The following is a 26,614-nucleotide window of genomic DNA, read 5'->3' as shown; positions in this document are numbered from 1 at the left end:
AGCTGTCGCATAACCTCACTATAATGCAGTTCTTTCATCCAGGCAAAAGCCTTCAGACGTTTCAAGGAGCAGCAATGTCGCATCAGGCCAGCTTTCTGCAATTGCAGCGGTTGCTGAGCAGCTACCAGCCTTACTGGCAGCTGATGCCTTTTGCCTGCCGCAAACTGCCCTGGCAAAACAGTTCCCTGTTGGCTCAACTGAATTTGCTTTCTGATGACGCTATCCGCCAGCTCGACAGCAACCCAACCAAACGGCAAGCCTGGTTTATCGGTTGTTTTCCGGAGTTGGCACAGTTACCGGAGGTGACAGCTTTTGACCGACTGCGGCCAATGCCCGAGCTGCCTTTTTGGCTCAGCAACGGGATTCCGGGGCGCAAAGTGGAGCAAATCCAGCAGTTTTGTACCCTGGTACCTGACAGTGCAACCCCGGTGCTGGAGTGGTGTGCCGGCAAAGGGCATTTAGGCCGGATGCTGGCTTTCAGCCAACAACGTCGGGTACTCAGCCTGGAATGGCAGGATGCTTTGTGCCAGCAAGGTGCAGCACTGGCAGAAAAACACCAGTTGCCCCAGCGCTTTGTAAAGGCTGATGCGCTTTCAGCAGAAGGCCTGGCGGTACTGAAGCCGGAGCAACAGGTACTGGCGCTGCATGCTTGTGGCGAACTGCATCTGCAGCTGCTTCGCTCTGCCAGTCAGCAGGGCTGTCAGCAACTGCAACTGGTGCCCTGTTGTTACCATCTGATCCCAGAGCCACAGTATCAACCACTCAGCCAATTAGCGCAGCAGCACGATTTAGCGCTAAGCCAGCACGATTTAAAGCTGGCGGTGCAAAGCCAGGTCACAGCTGGAGCCCGTATCGCCAGGCTCAGAGAAACCGAAGTAGAATGGCGGCTGGCCTGGCAGGCATTGCGGGCAGAACTAAGTGGGGACAGCCACTATCAGCCGCTGGCGTCGGTCAGCAAACAAATATTCAGCACCGATTTTCGCCAGTTTGCTGAGTGGGCTGCCGAGCAGCAGCAAGTGACTTTGCCTGCCGGGCTAAACCTGGATGGCTATCTGGTGCAAGGGCGGTCACATGCTCGCTTAGTGCAACGCATTGAGTTGGTAAGGCACTTGTTTCAGCGTCCATTAGAGCTTTGGCTGCTGTTTGACCGAGCCTTGTTCCTCGAGCAACAAGGCTATCAGGTCGAAGTGGGTACTTTTTGTGCAAGAGAGCTGACACCACGCAACCTGATGCTGCGGGCTGAGCGCATCCAGCGCTAAGCGGAGCTGGCGCGTGACTCAGCCAGAGAAGTTAAGCGCTGACCAGAGCGGTGAAAGTCGGTGATCAGTTGGTCTTTACGCTGCCAGCGCTCATTGAGCCACTGCTGGAACTGCTGGCGAAAACTGTCATCACCAAAGTAATCCCCGATCATTGCCTCGGTGACTGGCAAGCGCTCTACCTGCAGCACCACCCGTTTCAGTTTGCCGGATAGCATTGCCAGCACGATATGCTTCGGATTGTCCGGATAAATCAGGGTGACATCCAGGATGGCATCGAACTGCTCGCCCATGCTGGCCAGGGTAAAGGCAATGCCACCGGCTTTCGGTGGCAGCAGATGTTCAAAGGGGCTCTTTTTCAGGCGTTGTTTGGTTTTGCTGCAGCGAGTGCCTTCGACAAAGTTGATGATGGTGGTCGGCTGATGACGGAATTTCTCACAGCTGCGCTTGGTGCTTTCGATATCCTGACCTTTCAGCTCCGGATGTTTGGCTAAGTAGGCCTGGCTGTAACGCTTCATAAAAGGCATATCCAGTGCCCAGGCACCCATGCCGATAAAAGGCACCCAACGCAGCTCTTCTTTTAAGAAAAACTTCGGCAGCGGCATCCGGCCATGGGTAAATTGCATCAGTAAGACCACATCCAGCCAGCTTTGGTGATTAGCAATCATCAGGTACCATTGCTCACGGCTAAGGCCTTCGGCTGGCAGTTGCTCCTGCCAATCCAGGTTATTTACCAGCTTAATGAAAAAGGCATTGATGCCAATCCATTGGTGGTAACAACCATGCACCGCCCTGCTGCAAAAGCGCTGCCAGCCGGTTATCGGCAACAAACGCAGCAGACTAAACACCAGCACAATGCTCCCCCAGAACGCCAGATTTAAAGCGAACAAAGCAAAACTAATGGGGGCCAATACCCAGGCTGGTAAGGTCGACATGGCTCAGGACTCCTGCTCTGCAGCCATTTGCTGCAACTGCTGATCTTTGTATTGCCAGAGTTCATTCACCCACTGTTGGAAGGAAGCGCGAAAAGTCGGATCCTGATAATCTCCCAGCAGTTGGTCGGTGATTGGCAATACTCGTACTTTGACGTTTATAGCATGAACAGCGCCGGAAATGTAATCCCAGAAAGTTGGGATCCGCTCCGGGTAGTGAATGGTAACATCCAGTATCTTATGCAACTGATGGCCCATAGCACCCAGCACAAAAGCGACTCCGCCAGCTTTGGGTTTGAGCAAATGCTGGTAGGGCGATTGTTGCTTATCGTGTTTCATCTGGGTAAAGCGGGTGCCTTCGACAAAATTCATCACCGTTACTGGCTTAAAACGGAATTTGGCACAGGCTTTACGGGTGGTTTCGATGTCTTTACCTTGCAGCTCTGGTTTTTTTGCCAGTTCAGCTTTGCTGTAGCGCTTCATAAAGGGGAAATCCAGCGCCCACCAGGCCAGCCCCATAAAAGGAACATACAGCAGCTCTTTTTTCAGGAAAAACTTGAGAAAAGGAATTCTGCGGTTAAACAGATTCTGCAGTACCAGAATATCGGCCCAGGATTGGTGGTTGGCTAGCAGCAAATACCAGTCTTTGCGCGATAATGCATCCATTCCTTCCACTTGCCAGTGAATGCGGGTAAATAGACGCGTAGTGACATTGTTCATGCTGATCCAGGCCACCGCAATGGCATCCAGCAGGTAAGTTAGCCAGGCCTGCCAGCGTTTCACCGGCAGCAGCTTTAACACGGCCAGCAACATCAGTGGCAAAAACCAGAACAGAGTATTAAGAGCGTAAAGCAACAAAGCCAGCGCGCCTCGCACCGGCTTTGGTAAAAAGTACAGCATGATTCACCTTAAACGTACAGTCGGCAGGCAAGCGCAGCTCCAGCTGCCTGCCGACACTGATCGGATCAGTGCTTAGTGTACCTTAATCTTCAAAATAGGTGTATCCATTGACACCGGCTTTCAGCTCTTCTAACAGCTCGGAGCGGCGCTCTGCCGGGATAGCCAGAGTTTCCAACTGCTCGCTGTACGACTGGATCAGCTTATTGGCATCAAAGTGCACATAGCGCAGCACATCGGCTACCGTATCGCCTTTAATTGCATTGGTTAGCTGGTAGCCACCATCGTCGGTCAGCTCCACATGCACCGAATCGGTATCGCCAAACAGGTTGTGCAAATCACCGAGGATTTCCTGGTAGGCGCCCACCATAAACATCCCCAGCAAGTACTGTTCGTCTTCTTTGTACACTGGCATCGGCAGACTGCTTTCAATACCATTACCATCGGCATAGCTTTTTAGCATGCCGTCGGAGTCGCAGGTAATGTCCTGAATGATGCAGCGGTGGTCCAACGGCTCGTGCATCCGCTCCAGCGGCATCACCGGAAACAGCTGATCAATGCCCCAGGCATCCGGCATCGACTGGAACAGCGAGAAGTTAACAAACAACTTATCGGCCAGCTTTTCGTTCAGCTCGTCGTGAATAGCCCGGTGCGAGCGCGAGCTTAAATCCAGGTTATCACGCACCCGGTTGATGGTGGCAAAGTAAATTTGCTCTAACAAGGACCAGTCTTGCAGGTTCAGTAAGCCATGCACATACTGGGTATGGGCATCGCTGAAATAGTGCACCGCATCGTGATAGGCCTCAACTGCTGTGCGAGGCGTAACATTGGTGTAGGCATCCCACAGCCCCAGCACCACGGATGGCGCATCTTCGCCTGGCTCTGGCAGGTATTTCAGCCCTGGTGCCCGCTCAATATCAATCGCATCGGTCACCAATACCGCATGGTGCGCTGTCATGGCACGGCCGGACTCGGAAATAATATTTGGATGCGGCAAATCATACTCATCGCACACTTCTTTTAAACCATTGACCACATTGCGGGCATACTCGTACATGGTGTAGTTCATCGAGCAGGTCGAGCGCGAGCGCGAGCCTTCGTAATCGACCCCGAGGCCACCACCGACATCGACCGTATCAATCGGCACTCCCAAGGTGCGCAGCTCGGCGTAGTGACGGGCACACTCACGAATGGCATTGTGAATATCGCGGATATTGGCGATTTGCGAGCCGATATGGAAGTGCACCAACTGCAGCAAATCCAGCTTACCGGCTTCTTTTAACACCTCAATGGCCTGCAGCACCTGGGTAGCAGTGAGGCCAAACTTGCCTTTCTCGCCGCCGGTGTTTTGCCACTTGCCTTTGCCGATGGAGTTTAGCTTAATGCGAATACCGATATGCGGTGCCGCCCCTAGCTGATCGATTTCACGCAGCAGGGTTTTTAGCTCGGACAGTTTTTCCACCACAATGTAGACCTTATGGCCCATCATCTGGCCAATGGTGGCCAGTCGTAAAAACTCACTGTCTTTGTAGCCATTACAAACAATACTGAGTGGTTTGTCCGACACACCAAGAATGGCCATCAATTCCGGTTTACTGCCAGCCTCCAGTCCTACGGTGCCGCTGTCGTGGCTAAGCAACTTTTTTACCACCGAGTACTGTTGGTTCACTTTGATTGGATAGACCGCCGTGTACTGGCCCAGGTAGTCTTTTTCCTGTTTGGCTTTTTGAAAGGCGGTGATCAGGGAATCAATGCGGTGCTGCAAAATATCGGTGAAACGCACCAGCACCGGCAGCGTCAGACCCTCGTCTTTAAAACGCTGCACCAGCTCCGGGAAGTGAATACCCGGCTTGCTGTGATCCTGATCAGGGTAAGCTACCAGCTCGCCTTTTGGGTTAATATCAAAATACCCTTCACTCCAGGTGGCGACATTGTAGATGGAACGTGCTTTTTCGGTACCCCAGTCAATCATGGTGGATCCTTATCCTGTCATCGCAGCAGAAAAAAGAAAGCGAATGCTGTCAGGACAGAATTCGCGGCAATGCCTCTATTTTAAGCCCTATCACGGCTACTTGCAGCAAAATGCGATCAAAAATTTGTTTGTAGGGCGCAATACAGGCAAAATAATGGCCCTAAAATGCAATGCAAGGCTTTCACAAAGGGGACGATGATGTCTGGTCTGGATACACAACAATGGTTTACCGAAGTCTTTGAGCCCAGTGGCAGTGCCTTTGGCCTGGCCATTACTGCCAAGCTGGATGAAGTGCAATCGCCTTTTCAGCACATTGAAATTTTTGACACCACCCACTTTGGCAAGTTGATGGTAATCGACGGCTGCACCATGGTCAGCACGCGCGAGAACTTCCTCTACCACGAAATGATGAGCCACCCGGCGCTGTTTACTCACCCGAACCCGAAAAATGTGGTGATCATTGGTGGTGGCGACTGCGGCACCCTGCGTGAAGTGTTAAAGCACCCAGGCGTAGCAACGGTGCATCAAATCGATATCGACGAACAGGTCACCCGGATGGCGGAAAAATACTTCCCGGAGCTCTGTGTCTCGAATCATGATCCGCGTGCGACCATTTTGTTTGATGATGGCATCAAATTTATGCGCGAAGCCGCGCCTGAATCGATTGATGTGGTGATTGTCGACTCAACCGATCCGGTTGGCCCTGGTGAAGGCTTGTTTAACCGCGCTTTTTACCAAAGCTGTCTGAATGCACTACGCCCGGGTGGTATTCTGGTGCAACAAAGCGAGTCACCTCTTATTCACCTGCAATTACTGACCGATATGCGTCAGGCTATGCTGGATGCCGGCTTTGCTGCGCTGCAAACGCTGAACTTTCCACAAATGATTTATCCGTCCGGCTGGTGGACCTGCACCCTGGCCCGAAAAGGGGAAGCCTTTACCGGTTTCCGTGAAGCCGATGCCGCCGCAGCCAATCTGAATACTGACTACTACAATGTCGACATTCACAAAGCAGCGATGGCGTTGCCCAACTTTGTGCAGAAGGCCTTTGCCGAGCAAAAGTAAGGGCTTTACCGACAAAAAAACCTGCCGTGCGGCAGGTTTTTTATTCGCAAAATTTTAGCTTTGCGTGACAGGTTCGATATGAATTTCTACCCGCCGGTTCAAAGCCCGGTTGGCTTCCGAGGTATTGGGCACCATCGGGTAGGTTGGTCCAAAGCCCTGAGTTTCCATTCGTACTGGCAACACGCCCTGGGCTGCTAAATAACTGCTGACGCTATCGGCCCGCTGCAGCGATAAACGCATATTGAAATCGTATGGTCCGGTATCATCGGTATGACCAGAGATAATCAACATGGTTTTGTCGTAGTTGCCGAGCACCCGTGCTATATCGTTTAGCACCGGGTACAGCTGAGGCTGAATATCGGCCCTGTTAATGACAAAGGTCAGCTGAGATGGAATTTCCAGCCGCAGATTATCGCCTTCACGGTGCACCTTTACACCAGTACCGCTTAACTCTTCACGCAGCGCTTTTTCCTGGTTATCCATATAGCTGCCTACAGCAGCACCCGCCAGAGCGCCGACCGCAGCACCAATCACCAAGCGTTTATTGCTGCGATTGGCTGTAGTTTTACCAGCAATGGCGCCAGCAACTGCGCCGATAGCAGCACCTCGGGTGGTATTCTGATTGTCGGTACTGGCACAGCCCACCAGCCCTCCCAGCGATAAACTTCCGGTTAATACACCGACCATCACAAGCTTTGACTTCATCTGCATAAACTCCTTTGACGTATAATAAATAGCATAATCCCACAAGCTGAATCACGGCTGAACTATTTTTGCATCCACTCACGAAAATGCATAGACATATGGCCATCCAAAATTATAATCAGAGCATCATTTCAGCAGTGAGCATTGGGTATGTTGGGGCAGTCTTGGCAGCGTTTGGTGTTAAAAGTGGGCAGCGCCTTAATAGCGCCGGAAGGTAAAGGTTGCTCTACCCGCTATTTGCTGACGCTGGCGCGCTTTATCAGCGAGTGCCGCTCGCGTGGCATTGAAGTCGTGTTGGTGTCCTCCGGCAGTGTCGCCGCCGGGCGCAGCGCCATTGCTTTTTCGCATCAGCCGCTGCCTATTCCGGTGAAGCAAGCTATGGCTTCCGTTGGCCAGTACCAGATGATGCAGTTGTGGCAAAATTTGCTTGATTGCCACTGTGGTCAGTTGCTGCTGACGCACGATGATTTTCACAACCGGCGCCGCTACCTGAATATTGAAAACACCCTGCGCACTCTGCTGGATCATCAGGTGCTGCCGATCATCAATGAAAACGACAGTGTCGCCACCGCCGAGCTGAAGCTGGGCGATAACGACAATCTGGCGGCTTTGGTGGCGACCGCCGTCGATGCCGATGTGCTGATTATCTGCTCGGATATTGACGGTTTGTACAGTGCCAACCCACGTAGCAACCCCCAGGCGCGCTTTATTGCCGAGGTGGAGTGCATCACACCAGAGATTTTCGCTATGGCTGGCGGCAGCCATCACAGTGTTGGCACCGGCGGTATGGTGACCAAGCTGCAGGCAGCGCAAAAAGCCGGGCAGCAGGGCATTGATACGCTGATCGTCAACGGGCAAAAAGCAGCGGTATTTGAAGCCTTGTTGGAAGGCAAAGCTGCCGGCACTTTGTTTCATCGCCAACAGGAACGGCTCAGTGCCAAGAAACACTGGCTGCTGCACGGTTTAAAAAGTCAGGGCCAGATCCAACTGGACGCCGGTGCGGTGAAAGCGCTGCAGCAACAGGGTGCTTCTTTATTGGCCAAAGGGGTTAGCGCTGTGAACGGCCAGTTTGATAAAGGCGATGCGGTGCTGCTGTGTGACAGCAGCGGAGCCCCTTTTGCCAAAGGTATTTGCCAGTATCCGGCATCAGAGCTTAGCCGGATTAAAGGCCTGCACAGCCAGCAAATCGCCGCCACCCTGGGGTATTGCCCACGTGAAGAAGTTATTCACCGCGACGATCTGGTGCTGTTGTCCGCTGCCGAAGCTGCTGCTCAGTCCTCGAAATAACGCCAATCCGGTGGATAGGCCAGATCCGGCTGCTGATAATCGCACAGCCCATCCGGAAAAATGTGCTTGAGTTCGCCCAGCCAGGGCGTCATATCCACTGCACCAAAGTCACCGCGCGCCAGCGCCTGCTCAATTGGTATTAGCGCGCACTGCAGCAGTAGGCCATGGCTTGGTGCGCCAGCCTGTTGCCGACTGTTGCTCAGTACCGGATAAGTTTGGTGACAGCGGCCCTCGGACTGCCAGACCTTATTACCGCTGGCAATCACCTGACCATCGGCTGCAAAACAACGATCCGAAGCTGCAGCCGGAGCTTTGCCACCACGAACCCAGTCCACCACAGCCGCAAAGGCTTCGCTTTCCGGAGTGTAATCCGGATGACTGACCCAGATGCGTTGCCAGGCTTGGTTTCCTCGCTGCGCCAGCCGCTCACGGACCATAAAAGATGGCTGCAAATGATGCATATCCAGCACAGGATCCAGGTAGTGGCGCAAATCCAGCACTGGGATCGACAACTCGCCGGTAAACAACTGGCCATAGCGATAGGCCCGCTCAATCGCCTTCGGGTTGGCCCGATAGCGTGGTGCTACCTTGATGCCAGCCTCCGTCATCTGTAGCGGAGCCATATTGTGCCGGCCAAAGGCACTCAGCCAGATGGGCGTATCCCAGATGGGCAGAAAACGTGCCCGCTCGGGCTGCATCTGATGCTGCGGCAGCCAGCTGCCAATGCGGGCATTCAGCTCTATAAACTGCTCGGGACTTAGCTGGCCTGCTCTAAGAGCCAGCAAACCATAGGGCACGCCAACATTGTCCCACAAGCTATGGGCAAAGCCATGCTGATCGCGGCCATAGATATCCACCAGATCTTCCCAGTAACTCCAATGTTGTTGTTGCAGCAACCCAGGGCTTACAAAGGGCCGTAACCGACCCTGCTGTGGGTTATGCACCATGGATGACAAGCCAAACCAGGCATTGATGCACTGGGTTGCTCCTGCCATCGGTGTTGGTTTGAACCCGGACAGCAACTGGATGGCGCTGATTTCCCGTTGGAAGCGCACCTGCTGATCCGGCACAGTGCTCAGCCCTTCAATCCACTGCCGGTGTTGCCAGTCTTGCCAGAAGTTTTTATCGCTGGCATTGAAGTAGTAATAGTTGTGTAGCAAATCGCAATCCAGCGCATAGACGACCTGGCTCAGCATATCCGGATAGCTGTATTGGGCAATGGCTGCATACAGCAACCCAGGGGCATTTTGTGCCAGCAGATATTGCGCGATACCACCGCCGGAACCGCCAATACCAATGGTCATCTCCGGCTCGCCATAGAGGCTGATAAAATGCTGCTTTAACTGGCGAGCCACTTCTTCGGCCCGCAGAAAGTGGTAACTATGGCTGGTGCGGTTGGCGCTGCTGCTAATGACTGCATAGCCCTGACGCAGCTGGGCAGCCCGGTTGCGCAGCAAACGCTCAATACGCAGCTCGCCCTGACGAAAACCGATGCCAACCCCGCCATGAAACTGGTAAATCAGTTTGTCATTCCACTGGCTTTGACCAGTACGCAGCGGAAATTCATCGGTTAGTACCGGCATCACCAGCAGGTAAAAATAGCGCTGTATGGTGCCAAGTTCAGCCCGAAGCAACAGCTCACCATCGGCCAGCGCCCCCCCCTGATAAGCTGCTACAGTCCCGTCCTGGCTGAGCCGGTACCAGAGCAGACGACTGGGGTGCAGGCAGTCCTGGCTATACCCCTGCAAAGCGCCATCATCGGCATAAATGGCAACGCCATAGCCCTGGTCATTATCGACCAGTGGTGGCTCGATGCCCATCTGATGCCAGGCGCAGTAGAAAGGGTATTGCTTGGGGCCGGAAAAAAGGGGTGTTGATGGGCCCACCGCACCAAGTGGGATAGGGTACGGGTAGGTATCCAATGGCCGTGGCGTGCGGCCAATAAAGTCATCGACTTGTAACAGCTCACCAGCGCGCTCTGGTGGCACTGCCAGCACAGGGTGGGGCTCAAAAAAGCTGGCCGGGATCTCACTGCGCGGCCACATCAGAATCAAAGCCAGCACCAGGCCAAGCAACAACAACCATTTCAATAAGCGCACTTTGCTCTCCTTACTCGTTCTCTACTAAGGATAGCAATACGCCAGACTTGTGCTAGCTCAGAGGCAGAGCCAACACCTTGGATTTACGCTGATAATTGTACAGCTGCTGTTTTTGCGCCGGTAAATCTTCCACCGTGGCCAGCTCAAAGCCATGCTCCAAAAACCAGTGGATGCTACGGGTGGTCAGTGCAAACAGGGTATGATAACGCCGCTGTTTGGCCTGCTGGATCACGTATTTCAGCAAGACACTGCCCCTGTCAGCATCGCGGTAATCCGGATGCACCGCCACACAGGCAAACTCACCGACCTGCTCATCGGCAAAGGGATAGAGGGCCGCGCAGCCGATCACCAAGCCTTCTTTTTCAATCAGCACAAAGTAGTCGATTTCCATCTCGAGCTGCTCACGCGAGCGACGCACCAGCAAGCCCTGCTGCTCCAATGGCCGGATCAAGTCCAGAATACCGCCGATATCCGCAATGGTAGCCGGGCGCAGCTTCTCAGCCGACTCATTGACCATCTGAGTACCGATACCATCACGGGAGAACAGCTCCTGCAACAAGGCGCCATCGGCATTGTGGCTGATTAAATGACAACGCGGCACGCCGGCACGGCAGGCGCTAATCGCAGCATGCAAAAAAGCCAGACTGGCAGCACAACAACTGTCTTGCAGCTCTAACCGCTGCATAATTTGCTCAGCATCATTGGGAAGGAGTTCCGGGATAATATCGCCATCGTCGGATACAATGCCGCCATCGGCACTGAAGCCTATCATTTTATCGGCTTTTAACTTTATGGCGACCTGGGTAGCAATTTCTTCTGCCGTCAGGTTAAAACTTTCACCGGTGACGGAGGCCGCGATTGGCCCCATCAGCACCATGCCATTGCTATCGAGCTGACGGCGAATGCCCTGCACATCAATGCGCCTTACCCGGCCGCTGTGGCAATAGTCAACGCCCTCATCCACGCCAAGTGGCTGAGCAATGACAAAGTTGCCACTGACCACGTTGATTTGCGCACCCTGCATCGGTGTATTGCTTAAACTCATCGACAGCCGGGCGGTAATATCCAGTTGCAAAGCACCGGCTACCTGCTTGATCAGCTGAAAAGTATCGTCATCGGTGATCCGTACCCGCTTGTGGTAACTGGCATCCAAACCGGCTTGCTGCAGCGCCTGGTTGATTTGCGGCCTGGCACCATACACCAGCACAATTTTAATGCCCAGGCTGTTCAGCAGAGCAATGTCATTGATAATGCTACGAAAACCAGGCTGAGCAATGGCTTCGCCTCCCAGCATCACCACAAAGGTTTTGCCACGGTGAGCATTGACATAAGGGGCAGACTGGCGAAAGCCAGAGACAAGTTCAGTAGTACGCACCTTGGCAAAATCCTTCATCGGTTGAACACCCAGGCTGATGCAACACCACTGTATGAACACATCATGACAGCCGGATGAATCAGGAAAGAATAATTATACGGAAAAACAGGATAAATAATCAACAAATATTCACGTACACCCTGGCACCGGTCAAGCTGTTCTGCCCAATCAAGCACAAAGCCAACGTAACGCTGGCTTTGTGCTTGATTGGCTTGCTGTAGAGCTAAACCATCAATCCAAAATAATATGCGGTAAAAAACGCGAGCTGTCTTTGGTGATCAGGCTGTTGTCTTCGCGGATGCCGATGCCGGCTGCGCTGTCGCCGACCACCCAGCTACCGATTAAGGTATAATTGCCGTCAAAGCTTGGCAAGGGCTGCAGCCGCTGACGGATAAAGGGCGCGTCCTGATAAGGGCCGGGTTCGCTTAGGCGTTTGCCATCGGCAGTGACCAATTCGATATTGGCCCCTTCGCGTGAAAACAGCGGCTTGCGCAGCCAGCCTTTATCCAGTGCCTTGCCGCTATCAAAATGACTTTCCAGCAGGTTCGGATGGCCCGGGTGTTTTTGCCACAGCAAGGGCAAAATGCCTTTATTGGATAGCAGCAGTTTCCACAGTGGTTCCAGCCAGAGAGTCTGGGAAGTTTTTACCTGCTCAGCAAAAGCTTCTTCCAGCATAAATTCCCAGGGGTAAAGCTTGAACAAACCGGTAATGGGCTCGCCCTGCAGATCGTAGTATTGCCCATCCAGGCTGCCGATGTCTTCCAGTGCGATGTAGCGGCTGTCGACGCCACTTTGGGTGGCAATATCCAGCAGGTAATCGACGGTACCTTTGTCTTCGATGCTTTCGCGCACACTGGTAAAGTGAAATGGCTGCGGCAGTGTAAGATTGGCAAAGGCCTGCTCCAGTTTGTCCTGCAGTGAATTAAACTGATCGGCTCCAGCCGGCAGCTCGCCCCGCATGAGTTGGTCTTCCAACCAGACCCATTGAAAAAAGCCGGTTTCGTACAAAGAGGTCGGCGTATCGTAGTTCAGCTCCAGCAGTTTGGCCGGGCCGCTGCCGTCGTACACCAGATCCATCCTGCCGTAGAGATGCGGATCGCCACGCTGCCAGGATTCGGCCAACGCATCACGGTAGTCTGCTGGAATAGCCAGCTGATCCAGTTTTTGTTCATCGGCCAGAATATCCGGTACCAGATCCAGCGCCATTGCGTGCAGCTCTTCGGTCACATCTTCCAGATCCTGCTCAATCTGGCGCAGACTAAACTGATAGTAGGCGCTTTCATCCCAATAGGGCTCGCCATCAATGGTATGAAACTTAAAGCCCAGGCTTTCGGCATAAGCCTGCCAGCCCGGCCGGGGCGTGCTGTTTACTCGCTTCATCGTACTCGCTTCTTCGTCTGCTTAACTGCCGTAACTGCGCTGGCGATTTGCCTGCTGTCGGGCCGCTTGCTGGCGCACCGCGGCTTGTTCGCCAAAACCACCACGACGGACCAGTTGCGCCCGCTGCGGCTGCACCGCCGAAGGCCGGACCCTGGCCACACCCGGCTGGCTGGCTACTGCCTGGTTACCGGCCGTACGGAAGGTGGAGCGATCATCGCGTGATTTGTACAACGGCTGGGTCGGTACTGCGGAGCGGTTGTTGGCGGTGCTTTGCTGCAGCTGCTGCGCCTGCCCTCCAGCCAGGTTGCCACGATTCATCATTTGGCCAGCCATATAGCCCATCATCATCGGCATAAAGAAACTGCCGCTTTGATGGCGCTCAGGGGCGGTTTCACACTGACCTGCGCCAAAATCTGCTTCGCATTCAAACTGGTCCTGATAGCGTGGCGCTACCTGCGTATGCAACACCGAGGCCCGCTCAAATTCAGCCTGACACTCTGCTGGTGGGTGATAAAAAGCGGCGCATTCTTCAGCATTATGAAAAACATGCACTTCCTGTTGTTGCTCGCCACAGCCTGCCAACAACAGGGTGGCCGCTGGTGCCATTAAGACCAGCGCGGCTTTTTTACTGCGTTTCATGAAAAAGTCCTCCGGGCGGAATGAATCAATAGCTCATGCTGGCAGAGTTCAGCATGCCCACAGCAATGGAGCAGGCAGCAGAGAAAATACCAGCAGCCAGTTCACCTTGCTGAATACGGGCCGGCAATTGCTTTAAGGTCAATTTAACAACAAAGAAGGTCAATACTTGCACGACCAGGGCAACGCCACCCCAAATGGCGCAATCGAGCAGCGACATCGAGTGGGTGATAGCACTGGCCAGCGGAATAGAGAAACCTATCAGCGCGCCACCAAAGGCGATTGCCGCTGCGCTGTTGTTGGCGCGGATCAGATCAAATTCGTGATGTGGCGTCACCCAGCTGTAAATGCGGGCAAAACACAGCAGCAGTATGGCTGCCAGCGTAAAGTACAACAGAAAGTAGGGAACTCCCGACAACGACAACCAAACCGTTTCCATGCAATGACTCCATAAGGCTGTTGAGAAAGAGCGTCGATCCTGACGAAAAAATCAGCCCAGTACAAGCTTTTTACCGCCTTTTTGCAGCGATTAACCGCTTACGGCCTGGTACAGAGCGCGTCTGACTTTACATCACAGCCGAACTTTATACACTGAGCGTTACAGAACGAGCAAAGTGAACGCTTTGTGCAAAATCGTCATGACTATAAAAAACACAACCACAGGAATCCCCGATGAAAAAAACACTTCTCAGCACAGTGGCGCTGGCTGTTAGCCTGGCTTTAACCGGCTGCAGCGGCGAAGCTCCGCTCCAGCAAGCATCGTCCAGCCAGCAGCAAGTAGAACTAAGCTCTGGCATTGAGCTGCACAATATGGATACCAGCGTAGCGCCGCAGCAGAATTTCTTCCGCTATGTCAACGGCAAATGGCTGGAGCGCACTGAAATTCCTGCCGACCGTGCCCGCTGGGGCAGTTTTGATGAACTGCGGGACCTGTCCGAGCAGCATGTATTGGCCATTATTCATGAGCTGGCGTCAGAGCAACACGCCAAAGACAGTGATGCGCAGAAAATTGCCGATTTGTTTCGTTCTTTCCTGGATACCGATACCATCGAAGCGCTGGGCCTGACACCATTGCAGCAGGATCTGGCACGCATTGAGTCGCTGCAAAGCCATAAAGACCTGGCAAAAGTTTGGGGTGAATGGCAAAGCATCCGTACTGGTACTCCTGTTGCTGTTTTTGTCAGCCAGGATCAGCGCCAGTCTGATCAGTACATTACTGCAGCCAGTCAGTCTGGTCTGGGCTTGCCGGATCGCGACTATTACCTGAAAGATGATGAACGTTCGCTGCAAATCCTCCAAGAATACCAGCAGCTGATCCAGCGCTTTTGGCAACTGGCTGGTTGGCAGCACGGTGAGCAGGCCGCGGAAAGCATCGTTGCAATTGAGCGGCAACTGGCAGAAGCTCAGTGGAGCCGTATCCAAAACCGCGATCGTAATGCCACTTACAACAAAATGACACCGGCAGAGCTGGCAGCACTGGCACCAGGTTTTGACTGGCCGGCCATGCTAAACGCAGCGCAACTGGGCGATATTGATGCATTGGTGATCCGTCAGCCCAGCTACTTCACCGATTTTGCAGCCCTGCAGCAACAAATTCCGTTAGCCGACTGGCAAAGCTACCTGCGTTTCCACCTGCTGCGCAGCAGTGCTGCTATGCTGCCCACTGCTTTTGATGACGCCAGCTTTGATTTTTATGGCCGGGTGTTAAGCGGCCAACAGGAGCAACGCAGTCGTGAGAAACGTGCGGTGCAAACCACGGAGCGGATGCTGGGCTTTTTGGTGGGCAAAAAGTATGTCGAGCGTCACTTTCAGCCAGAAGCCAAGGCGCGGATGGATGAATTGGTGAAAAACTTTATGGTGGCTTTTAGTCAGGCTATTGATGAACTGGAGTGGATGAGCGATGCCACCAAGGTCGAGGCTCAGGCTAAACTGGCCAGCTTCAACACCAAAATTGGTTACCCGGACGTGTGGCGTGATTACGATTGTCTGAGTATTGCTGCCAATGATTTGCTGGGTAACGCCCGGCGTAGTGCCGAGTGTGAATATGAGCGGATGATTGGCCGTTTAGGTCAGCCGGTAGACCGGGATGAATGGGGCATGACACCGCAAACGGTCAATGCTTATTACAGTTCCACCATGAATGAAATTGTGTTCCCGGCTGCTATTTTGCAACCACCTTTCTTTGATGTGAATGCCGACGATGCACTGAACTACGGTGCTATTGGCGCAGTGATTGGCCATGAAATTACCCACGGCTTTGATGATCAGGGGCGCCGCTCCGATGGCGAAGGCAACCTGCGTGACTGGTGGAGTGAAGAGGATGAGCGTCAGTTCCGGGAGCGGGCGCAGTTGATGACTGAGCAGTTCAATGCCTTCAACCCGATTGACGATCTGTACCTGCAGGGCGCGCTGGGGCTAGGTGAAAACATTGCCGATCTGGGCGGCTTAACCGTCGGTTACCGCGCCTATCAAAACTCGTTGCAAGGCCAACCTGCACCTGTGATTGATGGCTTTACCGGCTCACAACGGTTCTTTATTGGCTGGGGCCAGATCTGGCGCATCAAGTTCCGGGATGAAGCCTTACGCCAGCAAGTGATCACCGGGCCACATTCACCGGGCAAATACCGGGTACTGGGACCTTTATCCAATATGCCGGAGTTTTATCAGGCGTTTGATGTACAGCCGGGTGATGGTATGTACCGTGAAGAAGCGGTGCGGGTGAAAATCTGGTAAGTCAGTCCCTAAAAAAATGCCGGCTAAAAAGCCGGCATTTTTCTTACTATAAATTTATTAGAATTTATAGCTAAAACCAAGGCTGATAGCACTTGCACGTGCTTTCGCGTCTTCAATTTTAGCTTTTGGTAAGTCGTTGTACTCCAGATGAACTGCAAACTGGTTATTAATGGCGTAGGCACCACCTACTCCCCAGGTAAAGCCTTTACCGCTTGGGCTTACGCGCACGGAGTCCTGCTCATCAGACCAATCAAGGCGATACTTAGCATGGCTATAACCTGCCAGACCATACAAGGAAAACTCATCCGTCAGCGGAACCATACCTTTGCCAAGCAAAGCAAAACGATTTCTGAGTTTCACTTCCGTACGACCATCATCAAAATTCTTAGATTTATCCTGGACGCCAAAGTGCCAGCGTCCTTCTATAGCAAAGTTTTCAGTGATTTGATAACCGCCTAATAAGCCGATAGTACCCAGGTTGTAGCTAACGGAGCCTTCTTCTTCGTTCGCTTTCAAGTTATGACGCTCGTATTGAGCTCCGGCATAAAAGCCTTCATTTGCCACTGCTTGCCCGGCCAACAATGCTACTGCACCTGCCATCAATGCTAACTTTTTCATCCTGAACTTTCCTTTTGGTTTGTTTAAAACACAAGCATCCTATCGAGCTAGAAATGAACAAAAACTTAACGCAAGATACAGTTGTTTACTCTTTGTACAATCAGGGTTCCGCGCTTTATCCTGTATTCCACACGGATCAACGCCATAAACTCGCTACTGCTGTCTTTTTTTGTTACAAAAAGGCATTGAAATGCTCAAGGAAGTAGGATGAAAACTCTCTCTCTCTTTTTGCTAGGGCTTCTTCTTAGTCTTAGCCAACCCGTTTGGGCCGAAGCCGTTGATATTGGCTATATGGAGCCTGCCGCGGAAATCACCGCTATCGTGGATGCACCACCACCGCCAGCGGCCAGTTTAAGCCCGGATGGTCGCTGGTTGCTGTCGCTGGAGCGCCCGGCGCTGCCATCACTGGCCGACCTGGCCGAGCCAGAGTACCGGCTGGCCGGCATGCGCTTTAACCCTCGCAATCAGGCCCCATCGCAGCCGCGCTATTTATCCGGTGTGCAACTGATTGAGCTGGATAACCAGCAAAGCAAAGCCATTCGCGGCCTGCCGCGCAATCTGCGGGTGCTGTCGGCAAGCTGGTCGCCCGATAGCCGCTATCTGGCTTTGCTGCAACTGGAGCAGGACCATACCGCCTTGTGGCGGGTCGATGTGGAACGCGGCCGCGCAGAGCGCTGGTCAAAGGTCAAAGTAAACGCCATTCGTGGTGGTGAACTGCAATGGTCTGCCGATAGCCAGGCGGTGTATCTGCTGGCAGTAGACCCCAAACGGGGTGCAGAGCCAGCTGCGCCGGCAGTACCGGCAGGCCCGGTGGTGACAGAAGTACGTGGCCGTACGGCACCGGCCCGGACTTATCAGGATCTGCTGCAAAACAGCCATGATGAAGCCCTGTTTAATCATTACATGGCCAGCCAGCTGGTCCGGGTTGGTCTGAACAACCGTATTCAGGTGATTACCGATGCCAAACCCTACTTAGGTTTTTCACTGGCACCGGACAATCAGCATCTGCTGACCACCCGCCTAACGGAGCCTTATTCCTATGCGGTACCGATGTCCCGCTTTGCCCGCACCAGTGAAGTGCTGAACCGCCGTGGTGAGTTGCTGTATACCGTGGAGCAGCAGCCGCTGGCCGATAACCTGCCGATTGCTTTTGATGCTGTGGTCGATAGCCGCCGCGCTATTCAGTGGCGTAGTGATCAACCGGCTACTCTGGTCTGGGCCAAAGCTCAGGACGGTGGTGACCCGCGCCAGGCGGCTGACACTCGGGATCAGTTGCTGCAGCTGGCCGCACCTTTTAATGCAGAGCCCACCCCCTTGCTGGAGATGCAGTACCGTTTTGCCCGCCTGCTGAGTGCCGAAGATGGTACCAGCCTGGTGTGGGAGCGCTGGTGGCAAGATCGGCAGGAAAAACTCTGGTTGCTGACCGATACCGAACCAAAACTGCTGTGGGAACGCTCGTACGAAGACCGCTACGGCGATCCGGGCACGCCACTGACCCGCCTGGATGCCAATGGTAACCGGGTACTGCGACTGGATGATGGCGCCATTCTGTTAACCGGTAGCGGTGCTTCCGATGATGGCGATCGCCCCTTTATCGATCGGATGCAGCTGCACAGTGGTGAAACCGAGCGACTGTGGCGCTCCGAAGCACCTCACTACGAATACCCGATCACACTGCGGGCCGATGGCCGTTTGCTGACCCAGCGGGAAAGCATCGATACGCCGCCCGACTTTTACCTGCGCGACTTGCAAAGCGCTGAGCTGACTGCAGTGACCCAAACCCCACACCCGATGCCACATACGCTTGGTATCAGCCGGGAAATGATCCATTACCAGCGCGAAGATGGTGTGCCGATGTCTGCTACGTTGCTGCTACCGGCTGGTTACGATAAAGAACGCGATGGCCCGCTACCGACCATTATCTGGGCTTACCCGCGCGAATTCCGTAGCAGTGCTGCTGCCGGTCAGGTCAGTGGTTCGCCCTATCGTTTTAATCGCATTGGTTACTGGAACCCACAGTTTTTGGCCACCCAGGGCTATGCGGTGCTGGATAGCGCCACCATGCCAATCGTCGGTGAAGGTGATAACGAGCCGAACGACAGCTTTATCGAACAGCTGGTGATGAACTCTAAAGCAGCGATTGAAGCCGGCGTTAGCCGTGGCGTCACCGATCCGGAGCGGGTAGCGCTTGGCGGTCACTCGTACGGTGCCTTTATGACAGCCAATGTGCTGGCGCATTCCAACCTGTTCCGCGCAGGTATCGCCCGCAGCGGTGCCTACAACCGCAGCTTAACCCCCTTTGGTTTTCAACGTGAGCAGCGCACCCTGTGGGACGATCCCGATCTCTACATCCGGATGTCGCCGTTTTTTCATGCCGAGAAAATCAAAACCCCGCTGCTGCTGATCCATGGTGCGGAAGACAATAACTCCGGTACTTTCCCGATGCAGAGCGAGCGTTTGTACCAGGCCATCAAGGGCAACGGCGGCACCACTCGGCTGGTAATGCTGCCACTGGAGTCGCACGGCTACCGCGCCCGCGAGTCGGTACTGCATATGCTGTGGGAAACGGTGAACTGGCTGGATGAGTTTGTCAAAAATGCTGAACCGCGCTCTGCAGATTAAGCGGTAGGCGCAATAAAAAACCAGCTTCACAGTGAGCTGGTTTTTTTATACCCGTGATACTAGCAGCAGATCTAGTTGCCCCTAGCCGCTTTTATCTCGGCCAGCAGTTGCTGCACATCAGCCCGCTTTAGCAGTTGCTCGGCCGGCTGTGGCAAGCGACGCTGCCAGTTCGGGTACTCGGTGCTGGTACCCGGCACATTGATTGGTGTATCCACCAGCACCAGATCTTCCAGCTGAAAAGCCATTAGCTTAGCCGGCGTAGCCGCCACAAAACGGTGACTGTGACGGATCAAGGCCGCATAGTCACCCTCTGGCAAAGCAAACTGATGACGCAGGATCTGCTTTTCTTGCTCGCGCAACTGGTGCAACTGCTCAGCCACCTCTGCGCTGGGGTACAAATCCAGCCGGTGGCGCAGCGCCAAGTCGTGTTCCTGCCAGTAGCCCACCATGGTGGGCATATCGTGGGTGGTGACCGTCGCCATCGAGCGCTCCGGGTAGGTGGCATCGCTGTGCTGGTAACTGCTGTCTTTTTGCTCCAACAAAAACACCCGGTACGACAGCACCTGGAACTGCTCCAGCAAACGGCTGATCTCGGCCGGCACTGTGCCCAAGTCTTCGCCAATCACCACACAGTGATTGCGCTGGCTTTCCAATGCCAGGATGGCAAATAAATCATCCGCCGGAAAACGGACATAGGCGCCCTCGGTGGCACTTTTGCCCACCGGCGTACACCACAATCGCAGCAAGGCCATCACATGGTCAATGCGCAGAGCACCGGCATGCTGCATATTGGCCTGCAGCAAATCAATAAAGGGCTGGTAGGCTTTGCTTTTTAGCACCGCCGGATTGTAAGGCGGCAAGCCCCAGTCCTGGCCTTTGGGGGCCATAATATCGGCTGGTGCACCCACGCTAAGCTGTAAGAAGTAATTTTCCGGCTCGGCCCAGGTCTCGGCACTGCTGCGGTTGGTGCCCACCGCCAGGTCGCGGTACAAACCAATGGCCATACCGGCCTGCAGACAGGCTTGCTGAGCGGCAGCCAACTGACGGTAGGCCAGCCACTGGGCGTACAACTGCTGCTGAATCGCGTCCTGATGCTGCACAGCAAACTGCTGCACTGCCGGGCTATGTGGCCACTGATACTCGGCCGGGAATTGCTGCCAACTGGCCATCTGCCAGTCTTTGGCAAACATTTGCTGCTGCAACACCTTGTACACCACCAGTTGATACAGGCTATCGCCACCATCTTCAACAAAGCGTTGAAAGGCTTTGGCTCTGGGGGTTGCTGCCTGCAGCTCCTGCTGCTGAAAATGCGCAAACATCAAACCGGTAATGCGCTGCTTCAGCCTGCTGACCGTGGCGTAATCCACATCGGCAGCCTGGCGGCACTGCTGCAATTGTTGTTTAAAGTCGTGGCTTTGGACTGCCTGCTGCACCGCATCGGCCTGGTACTCAGGCTCCAGCGTTAAATCGGCATAGAGGCTGTTCAGCCACAAACGGCTGTTCGGGCTGTACGGGCTGCAATCTTGCGGCAATGCCGGATAAAGCGCATGCAGTGGGTTTAGACCAATAAAGTCACAACCTGCGGCAGCAAACTGTGGTGCCAACCGGATCAGATCGCCAAAGTCGCCGATGCCCCAGTTGTGTTCGGTATTGAGTGCATACAACTGAATGGCTGGGCCAGCCGTTTTACGGAACACGGCTTTATCCTGCAGTTGGAAGCAGCGTGATGGCGTGATGATTAAACGCTGGGTTAGCTGATTCTGGCCAGCAGTTAACGTTAATTGGTGATAGCCAGGTTCCAACTCGACCGGGATCTGTAAGTGAAACGCCAGCCAACTGCCATCTGTCAGCTCGGCTTGTTCGACAATATCGCCCTGATGCAGCTCCAGCTCACCTTGCAGTTGCTGGCCATGCTCGGTACTCAGCTGCCAACGCCAATGGCTTTGGGCACTTTGTTGGGGCTGCTGCAACCGGACTTGCAGCGGCTGATACTGCTGTATTACCGTCACCGGTTGCAGATAATGGTGCCAGTGCTCAGTTTCCAGTTGCTGAATATGGGCAGCGATGCTGTGTTCATTGCTTAAGTCATAGCCCATTGCCTGCAACACGCCGGCAATCACTTGTGCGGAGATGGTCTCAGGCTGGCCATGGGCATTGATGTAATGATCCTGAACCCCGGCCAGCTCGGCCAAACGTTTTTGTAATTCCATAGTGCACCTGTTGCCGGAAAAGCTGCTTGCTGGCAGCCAGCATATTGTGCTGGCATTCATAAAAATAAATCACTGAGCCAAGCATAAACAGCACAGCATAGGAAAGGAATGCACTGCATACGTATGCATTCACTGATAGGCAAAAAACCTGTAAAAACACCGGCTTCCAGGAGCAATTCAGAACCAGGCAAGCAAAAAATCAACCAAATCAATGGTTAGAAATCAAGCGGTCGCACCAAATGGGGGCGATCTTACAAAAAATAGCCCCGCTTCTGTGCAGAAGTGCCTGTATGAATACGTATTCATCTTGTTGTTGCACCCGAATAAGTTTAATAAATAGCAAGATGACAGGATTAGCTGCTGCTGAAAAAAGCCGTGGCATATAAAAACCAACACGGGGATAAAGGGCATGAACAAGTTTAAACTCAGTCTGCTGACTATGGCGATGGCAGGCATGGCCACGCAGGCTTTTGCCAATGACAGTACCACCGAGGTGCAAGCCGATGAAGTGGAAGTGATTCAGGTTACTGGTTTTCGACGTAGCCTACAGGAATCTCAAAACCTGAAGATGTTCAGCAGTAGCATTGTAGAAGCGGTATCCGCGGAAGACATTGGTAAGCTGCCTGATGTCAGCATTGCTGAGTCCTTAGCCCGGTTACCAGGTTTAACTGCTCAGCGTCTGAATGGCCGTAGCCAGGTGATCAGTATTCGTGGCTTATCCCCTGACTTTTCAACTTCCCTGCTAAATGGTCGTGAGCAAGTAAGCTCTGGTGATAACCGTGGTGTTGAATTTGATCAATTTCCATCTGAGCTATTAAGCGGTGTTATTGTTTATAAAACACCTGATGCAGCATTGCTAGGTCAAGGCCTGGCTGGTACTGTCGATATGAGGACAGTCAGCCCCCTGGCCCACGGTGAGACCACGGTAGCAGTGAATGCCAGATATGAATGGAATCAAATTGATGCTTTAAACGCTGGTGCAAAAGATAATGGCCGACGTTTAAGTCTGTCGTATATCGACCAGTTTGCTGATAATACCATTGGTATTGCTCTTGGTTTTGCTCATATGTCCACTCCAACACAAGTGGAGCGATTTGAAGCCTGGGGTTACGCAGATACTGATGATGGCGCCCGAGTCATAGGTGGTGGAAAAGTATTCGCAAATTCAAACTTGTTGGAGCGGGATGGTTTTATGGGGGTTTTTGAGTACAAGCCCAACGCAAACTTCAGCTCCACAATCGATTTGTACTACTCAAAGTTCGATGAAACACAGCGTATCAGCTTTATTGAGCTACCCTTATTTTGGGCTGAAGCACCGTTGGTTGATCCAGTGGTGACTGACGGGCTCGTTAGCTCGGGTGGCTATACCGATGTGAAAAGTATTGTGCGTAACCATGGCTACTATCGTGACAGTAAGATGTTGGCTGCCGGCTGGAAAACGGAGTTTAGCTTAGCGGATAATTGGTTTGCTACCCTGGATCTGAGCCACTCCTCCATCAAACGTACCGATTTAATTCTGGAATCAGATGCTGGCACTGGCCCGGCGGGCTCAGGGGCCTTGGATCGGCTTGGCTTTACCATGACCAAGAGTGGACCTGTTTTCACAAATATTCTGGATTATTCGGATCCAAGCCTGGTGTTATTGACCAGCCCTCAGGGGTGGGGGGGAGATATTATTCCTGGTGGCCAGCTTGGCTATTCTAACTCTCCTTCCATTGAAGATGAGCTTAACCAGCTTCGCTTTAGTGCCAAAACACTGTTGGAAGGTGGTGTCATTAGTGAGCTAGAGGTTGGTGTCAACTACAGCCAACGTGAAAAAGATAAAAAAGCAAATGAGTTTTTCCTGGCATTGCCCGATGGAGCTCTTAGTGCACCTATTCCGAATATAGCTGGATCAACCAGCCTTGCAGCTTTTGGTTTAGGCAGTATGGTGAGCTATGACCCACGTGAGCTATTGGCCAGTGGTGCTTTAGTGCAACTCCGTAATCCTAATGCGGATGTGCTGATTAAAGACTGGAATGTTCAGGAGGATGTGTTCACCAGTTACATTAAACTTGGCATCGACTCCTACATTGGCAGTATTCCGGTAAGTGGTAATGTTGGCACGCAAGTCGTCCATACGGATCAATCCTCGTATGCTTTGGGAGCTTCAGGTACAGGTGACAACGTAACCTCACTAAGGTTAGAAGGTGGCAAAAAATACTGGGAGATTTTACCCAGCCTGAACCTGAACTTTGAAGTTGACCAAGGCCAGTATGTGCGGCTTGGTATTGCCCGTACTATGGCTAGAGCCAGGATGGATCAAATGCGTGCAAGCCAGGACTTCAGCTTTAACCCAGCCTTGAATAACGAGCAGGCAACCCCAACGCAGAATTCGCCATGGTCAGCCGGAGGCGGTAACCCTGAATTGAAGCCCTGGATCGCCAACTCAATTGATGTGTCCTATGAGCGTTATTTTGACAACAGTCTGGGCTATTTCTCGATAGCTGCTTTTTATAAAAATCTGGAAAGTTACATTTATGACCAACAAGTGATTCAGGACTTTACTGGCTTCCCAAGTGGTGGTGAAACACCGGTCATCAATGAAGGTTTAGCAACTACGCCCCAAAATGGTGATGGTGGTCGAATCAACGGATTTGAAGCGGCGGTGTCATTAAGTGGGGGTATGCTGCACCCTGTGCTGGAAAACTTTGGTGCCATCCTCAATGCATCCTGGACTGACAGCAGTATTCAGTCGAACCCTGACGATGCCGCAACACCGCTACCTGGTTTGTCTAAAAAGGTCGCAAACCTGACTTTTTATTATGAAAATGAAGGCTTCTCTGCGCGGGTAAGCAGTCGCTACCGTTCCGAGTTTTTAGGGGAGGTGTCTGGTTTTGGCAGTGGTCGAGAGCTTCGAATGATTGCTTCGGAAACTGTGGTTGATGCTCAGGTCAGCTACAGCTTTGAGTCCGGCAGTTTTGATGGCCTAACCGTGCTGTTTCAGGTGAACAACCTGACTGATGAGCCATTTATTCGCACGGATGGTGGGGATAGCCGTTACGTGCTGGAACATCAACGCTACGGTCGTACCTTTATGGCAGGCCTTGCGTACAAGTTCTGATCACCGGCTAGCAGAAACCCAGCCCCTGAACTACCTTGGTAGCCAGGGGCTTTTTTATCAGAGGCACTAAAATGAACACAGATCCTATCCGTAAGGTGGTGATTGTCGGCGGTGGCACCGCTGGCTGGATAAGTGCAGCCCTGTTGGTCAAAATGCTGGGAAAGAGTGTGCAGATATGCCTGGTGGAGTCCGAGGACATTGGCATTGTTGGCGTTGGTGAGGCAACCATTCCCCCCATTATTCATTTTAACGAGGGCCTGGGGCTGGATGAGCGGGCATTTTTGCGTGAAACCATGGGCACCATCAAGCTGGGGATCCAATTTGAAAACTGGGGCCAACAAGGGGATAGCTACATGCATGCTTTTGGCAGCTTTGGCAAAGATTTCCCGTTTTGCAGCTTCCACCACTTTTGGTTAAAAGCCAAAGCCGAAGGATTAAGTGAGAACTTCTGGGATTTTTCGCTCAACTTTCAGGCAGCAAAAGCCAACAAGTTCAGCAAACTAGAGCGTATTGCGCAGGCCAACCTGCCGGGCCTGGTGTATGCGTATCATTTTGATGCTGCCCTGTATGCCAAATTTTTGCGCCGTAGCAGTGAAGCGATGGGCGTGTGCCGCATTGAAGGTAAAATTGAACAGGTTCATGTGTGTGAACAAAGCGGCTTTGTGCAAAGCGTACAACTGGCCAATGGGCAGCAGATTGCGGGTGATTTATTCATTGACTGCAGTGGCATGCATAGCCTACTGATTGAAAAAACCTTAAATACCGGTTACGAAGACTGGAGCCACTGGCTGCCCTGTGACCGTGCGCTTGCGGTTCCTACTGAAGCCGTCAAACCTATTGTGCCCTACACCCGATCGATTGCGCATAAAGCCGGCTGGCAATGGCGTATTCCTTTGCAACACCGTACTGGCAATGGCCTGGTTTATGCCAGCAACTACCTGAGCGATGATGAGGCTCAGGCAAGGTTGCTGCAAAAGCTGGATGCGCCAACACTGGCAGAGCCCAGACTTATTCGTTTTCGCACCGGGCGACGGCTGAAGCAGTGGCATAAAAATGTGGTGAGTATTGGCCTGTCCAGTGGCTTTTTAGAGCCGCTTGAGTCCACCAGCATTCATTTGATCCAATCGGGCGTGATTCGGCTGGTAAACAGCTTCCCGCATCAGGGTATCAAGCAAGTGGAAGTGGATGAATACAATCGCCAGTCACAGATTGAATTTGAGCATATTCGTGACTTTATAATTCTGCACTACAAACTAACCAAGAGAACCGATAGCAAATTCTGGCGCGATTGCAGGCGCATGGATATTCCAGAGCGGCTGGCCCGAAAGATGGCACTGTTTGAAGCCAGCGGCAAAGTGTACCGGGAACAGGATGAGCTTTTTACGCCTATTGCCTGGGTTCAGGTGATGCTGGGCCAGGGGATGCTCCCGGCAGACTTCCACCCGATGGCTAATGCTTTGTCGCCTGCCCAATTGCAGGAGTTGATGGACAGCCTAAGCACCATCTATCAGGGTAGTTTGCAGCCACTGCCTTTGCATGATGTCTTTATTCAACAATTCATTCGCTAAGCCGCGCTTGGTCGCGGCAGCAAAACGCCACTTAGTACCTTTTCGCAACATCCATTGCGCCATATCAAAACTAAAGTTATTATTCATCACTTGCTAACTTAACAAATTTCGGTACTGCTTCACACCACAGGGACGAGGTGGTGCTTAGGCACTTTC

Annotated in this window: 18 protein-coding genes; 7 read left to right on the top strand and 11 right to left on the bottom strand. The window is 53.0% G+C overall.

The annotated features are described in order from the left end of the window. Nucleotides 1-74: 74 nt before the first annotated feature. Nucleotides 75-1,259, top strand: coding sequence for a methyltransferase (locus tag QWF21_RS08850; RefSeq protein ID WP_330087689.1), 1,185 nt, complete (start codon nt 75-77; stop codon nt 1,257-1,259). Here QWF21_RS08850 and QWF21_RS08845 read toward each other — a convergent pair. The 3 genes from QWF21_RS08845 to speA form a co-directional block, all read right to left on the bottom strand. Further along, the gene (locus tag QWF21_RS08845) at nt 1,256-2,191 is read right to left on the bottom strand and encodes an acyltransferase (RefSeq protein ID WP_330087688.1); all 936 of its coding nucleotides are present in this window, start codon (nt 2,189-2,191) and stop codon (nt 1,256-1,258) included. The genes QWF21_RS08850 and QWF21_RS08845 overlap by 4 nt on opposite strands. 3 nt (nt 2,192-2,194) lie before the next feature. After that, nucleotides 2,195-3,088 carry an acyltransferase gene (locus QWF21_RS08840; RefSeq protein WP_330087687.1) on the bottom strand — a complete coding sequence of 298 codons (894 nt, stop codon included), beginning with the start codon at nt 3,086-3,088 and terminating at the stop codon, nt 2,195-2,197. An 82-nt stretch (nt 3,089-3,170) separates the two neighbouring features. Then, complete coding sequence (gene speA, locus QWF21_RS08835) at nt 3,171-5,057, bottom strand: biosynthetic arginine decarboxylase (RefSeq protein WP_330087686.1); 1,887 nt, start codon at nt 5,055-5,057, stop codon at nt 3,171-3,173. 198 nt (nt 5,058-5,255) lie between these two features. On the opposite strand from speA, the gene speE reads away from it, so the two are divergent. Continuing rightward, nucleotides 5,256-6,122 carry a polyamine aminopropyltransferase gene (gene speE, locus QWF21_RS08830; RefSeq protein ID WP_330087685.1) on the top strand — a complete coding sequence of 289 codons (867 nt, stop codon included), beginning with the start codon at nt 5,256-5,258 and terminating at the stop codon, nt 6,120-6,122. Between the two features lie 54 nt (nt 6,123-6,176). On the opposite strand, the gene QWF21_RS08825 is transcribed toward speE, so the two are convergent. Next, a complete protein-coding gene (locus tag QWF21_RS08825) occupies nt 6,177-6,827 on the bottom strand; it encodes an OmpA family protein (protein WP_330087684.1) in 651 nt (216 codons plus the stop codon). Between the two features lie 150 nt (nt 6,828-6,977). Between QWF21_RS08825 and proB the strand changes: the two genes are divergently transcribed. Continuing rightward, nucleotides 6,978-8,114: a glutamate 5-kinase gene (gene proB, locus QWF21_RS08820; RefSeq protein WP_330087683.1), complete on the top strand. Its 1,137-nt coding sequence runs from the start codon at nt 6,978-6,980 to the stop codon at nt 8,112-8,114. Here the strand turns inward: proB and QWF21_RS08815 are convergent. The 5 genes from QWF21_RS08815 to QWF21_RS08795 form a co-directional block, all read right to left on the bottom strand. Beyond that, entirely contained in the window at nt 8,099-10,213 is a 2,115-nt protein-coding gene (locus QWF21_RS08815) for a DUF6351 family protein (RefSeq protein ID WP_330087682.1), read from the bottom strand. The two genes, proB and QWF21_RS08815, sit on opposite strands and share 16 nt — an antisense overlap. 52 nt (nt 10,214-10,265) lie before the next feature. Next, a complete protein-coding gene (argA, locus tag QWF21_RS08810) occupies nt 10,266-11,588 on the bottom strand; it encodes an amino-acid N-acetyltransferase (RefSeq protein ID WP_407935280.1) in 1,323 nt (440 codons plus the stop codon). 231 nt (nt 11,589-11,819) lie between these two features. Continuing rightward, on the bottom strand, nt 11,820-12,968 hold the full coding sequence (locus tag QWF21_RS08805; protein WP_330087680.1) for a glutathionylspermidine synthase family protein: 1,149 nt from the start codon (nt 12,966-12,968) through the stop codon (nt 11,820-11,822). Nucleotides 12,969-12,989: 21 nt separating this feature from the next. Then, complete coding sequence (locus QWF21_RS08800) at nt 12,990-13,607, bottom strand: DUF1190 domain-containing protein (protein WP_330087679.1); 618 nt, start codon at nt 13,605-13,607, stop codon at nt 12,990-12,992. Between the two features lie 25 nt (nt 13,608-13,632). After that, on the bottom strand, nt 13,633-14,043 hold the full coding sequence (locus QWF21_RS08795) for a DUF350 domain-containing protein (RefSeq protein WP_330087678.1): 411 nt from the start codon (nt 14,041-14,043) through the stop codon (nt 13,633-13,635). A 233-nt stretch (nt 14,044-14,276) separates the two neighbouring features. Between QWF21_RS08795 and QWF21_RS08790 the strand changes: the two genes are divergently transcribed. Next, nucleotides 14,277-16,337 (top strand): M13 family metallopeptidase, encoded by a 2,061-nt coding sequence (locus QWF21_RS08790; protein WP_330087677.1) that lies wholly within the window; start codon nt 14,277-14,279, stop codon nt 16,335-16,337. Between the two features lie 57 nt (nt 16,338-16,394). Here QWF21_RS08790 and QWF21_RS08785 read toward each other — a convergent pair whose 3' ends face one another. Then, nucleotides 16,395-16,955, bottom strand: a complete 561-nt coding sequence (locus QWF21_RS08785; RefSeq protein ID WP_330087676.1) for a porin family protein — start codon at nt 16,953-16,955, stop codon at nt 16,395-16,397. A 207-nt stretch (nt 16,956-17,162) separates the two neighbouring features. Here QWF21_RS08785 and QWF21_RS08780 point away from each other — a divergent pair, with 207 nt between their 5' ends. Beyond that, nucleotides 17,163-19,577 (top strand): S9 family peptidase, encoded by a 2,415-nt coding sequence (locus tag QWF21_RS08780; RefSeq protein WP_330087675.1) that lies wholly within the window; start codon nt 17,163-17,165, stop codon nt 19,575-19,577. 71 nt (nt 19,578-19,648) lie between these two features. On the opposite strand, the gene malQ is transcribed toward QWF21_RS08780, so the two are convergent. After that, complete coding sequence (malQ, locus tag QWF21_RS08775; RefSeq protein WP_330087674.1) at nt 19,649-21,787, bottom strand: 4-alpha-glucanotransferase; 2,139 nt, start codon at nt 21,785-21,787, stop codon at nt 19,649-19,651. A gap of 409 nt (nt 21,788-22,196) precedes the next feature. Between malQ and QWF21_RS08770 the strand changes: the two genes are divergently transcribed. Both QWF21_RS08770 and QWF21_RS08765 read left to right on the top strand, forming a co-directional pair. Further along, the gene (locus tag QWF21_RS08770; protein ID WP_330087673.1) at nt 22,197-24,890 is read left to right on the top strand and encodes a TonB-dependent receptor; all 2,694 of its coding nucleotides are present in this window, start codon (nt 22,197-22,199) and stop codon (nt 24,888-24,890) included. A 71-nt stretch (nt 24,891-24,961) separates the two neighbouring features. Further along, nucleotides 24,962-26,458: a tryptophan halogenase family protein gene (locus QWF21_RS08765; RefSeq protein WP_330087672.1), complete on the top strand. Its 1,497-nt coding sequence runs from the start codon at nt 24,962-24,964 to the stop codon at nt 26,456-26,458. Nucleotides 26,459-26,614: the final 156 nt, after the last annotated feature.

The sequence above is a fragment of the Alkalimonas mucilaginosa genome (assembly GCF_036327005.1).
In the GTDB taxonomy this organism is placed as follows: Bacteria; Pseudomonadota; Gammaproteobacteria; order Enterobacterales; family Alteromonadaceae; genus Alkalimonas; species Alkalimonas mucilaginosa.
Note: the sequence above shows the minus strand (reverse complement) of the source record. Positions and strands in the feature narration are given on the sequence as shown.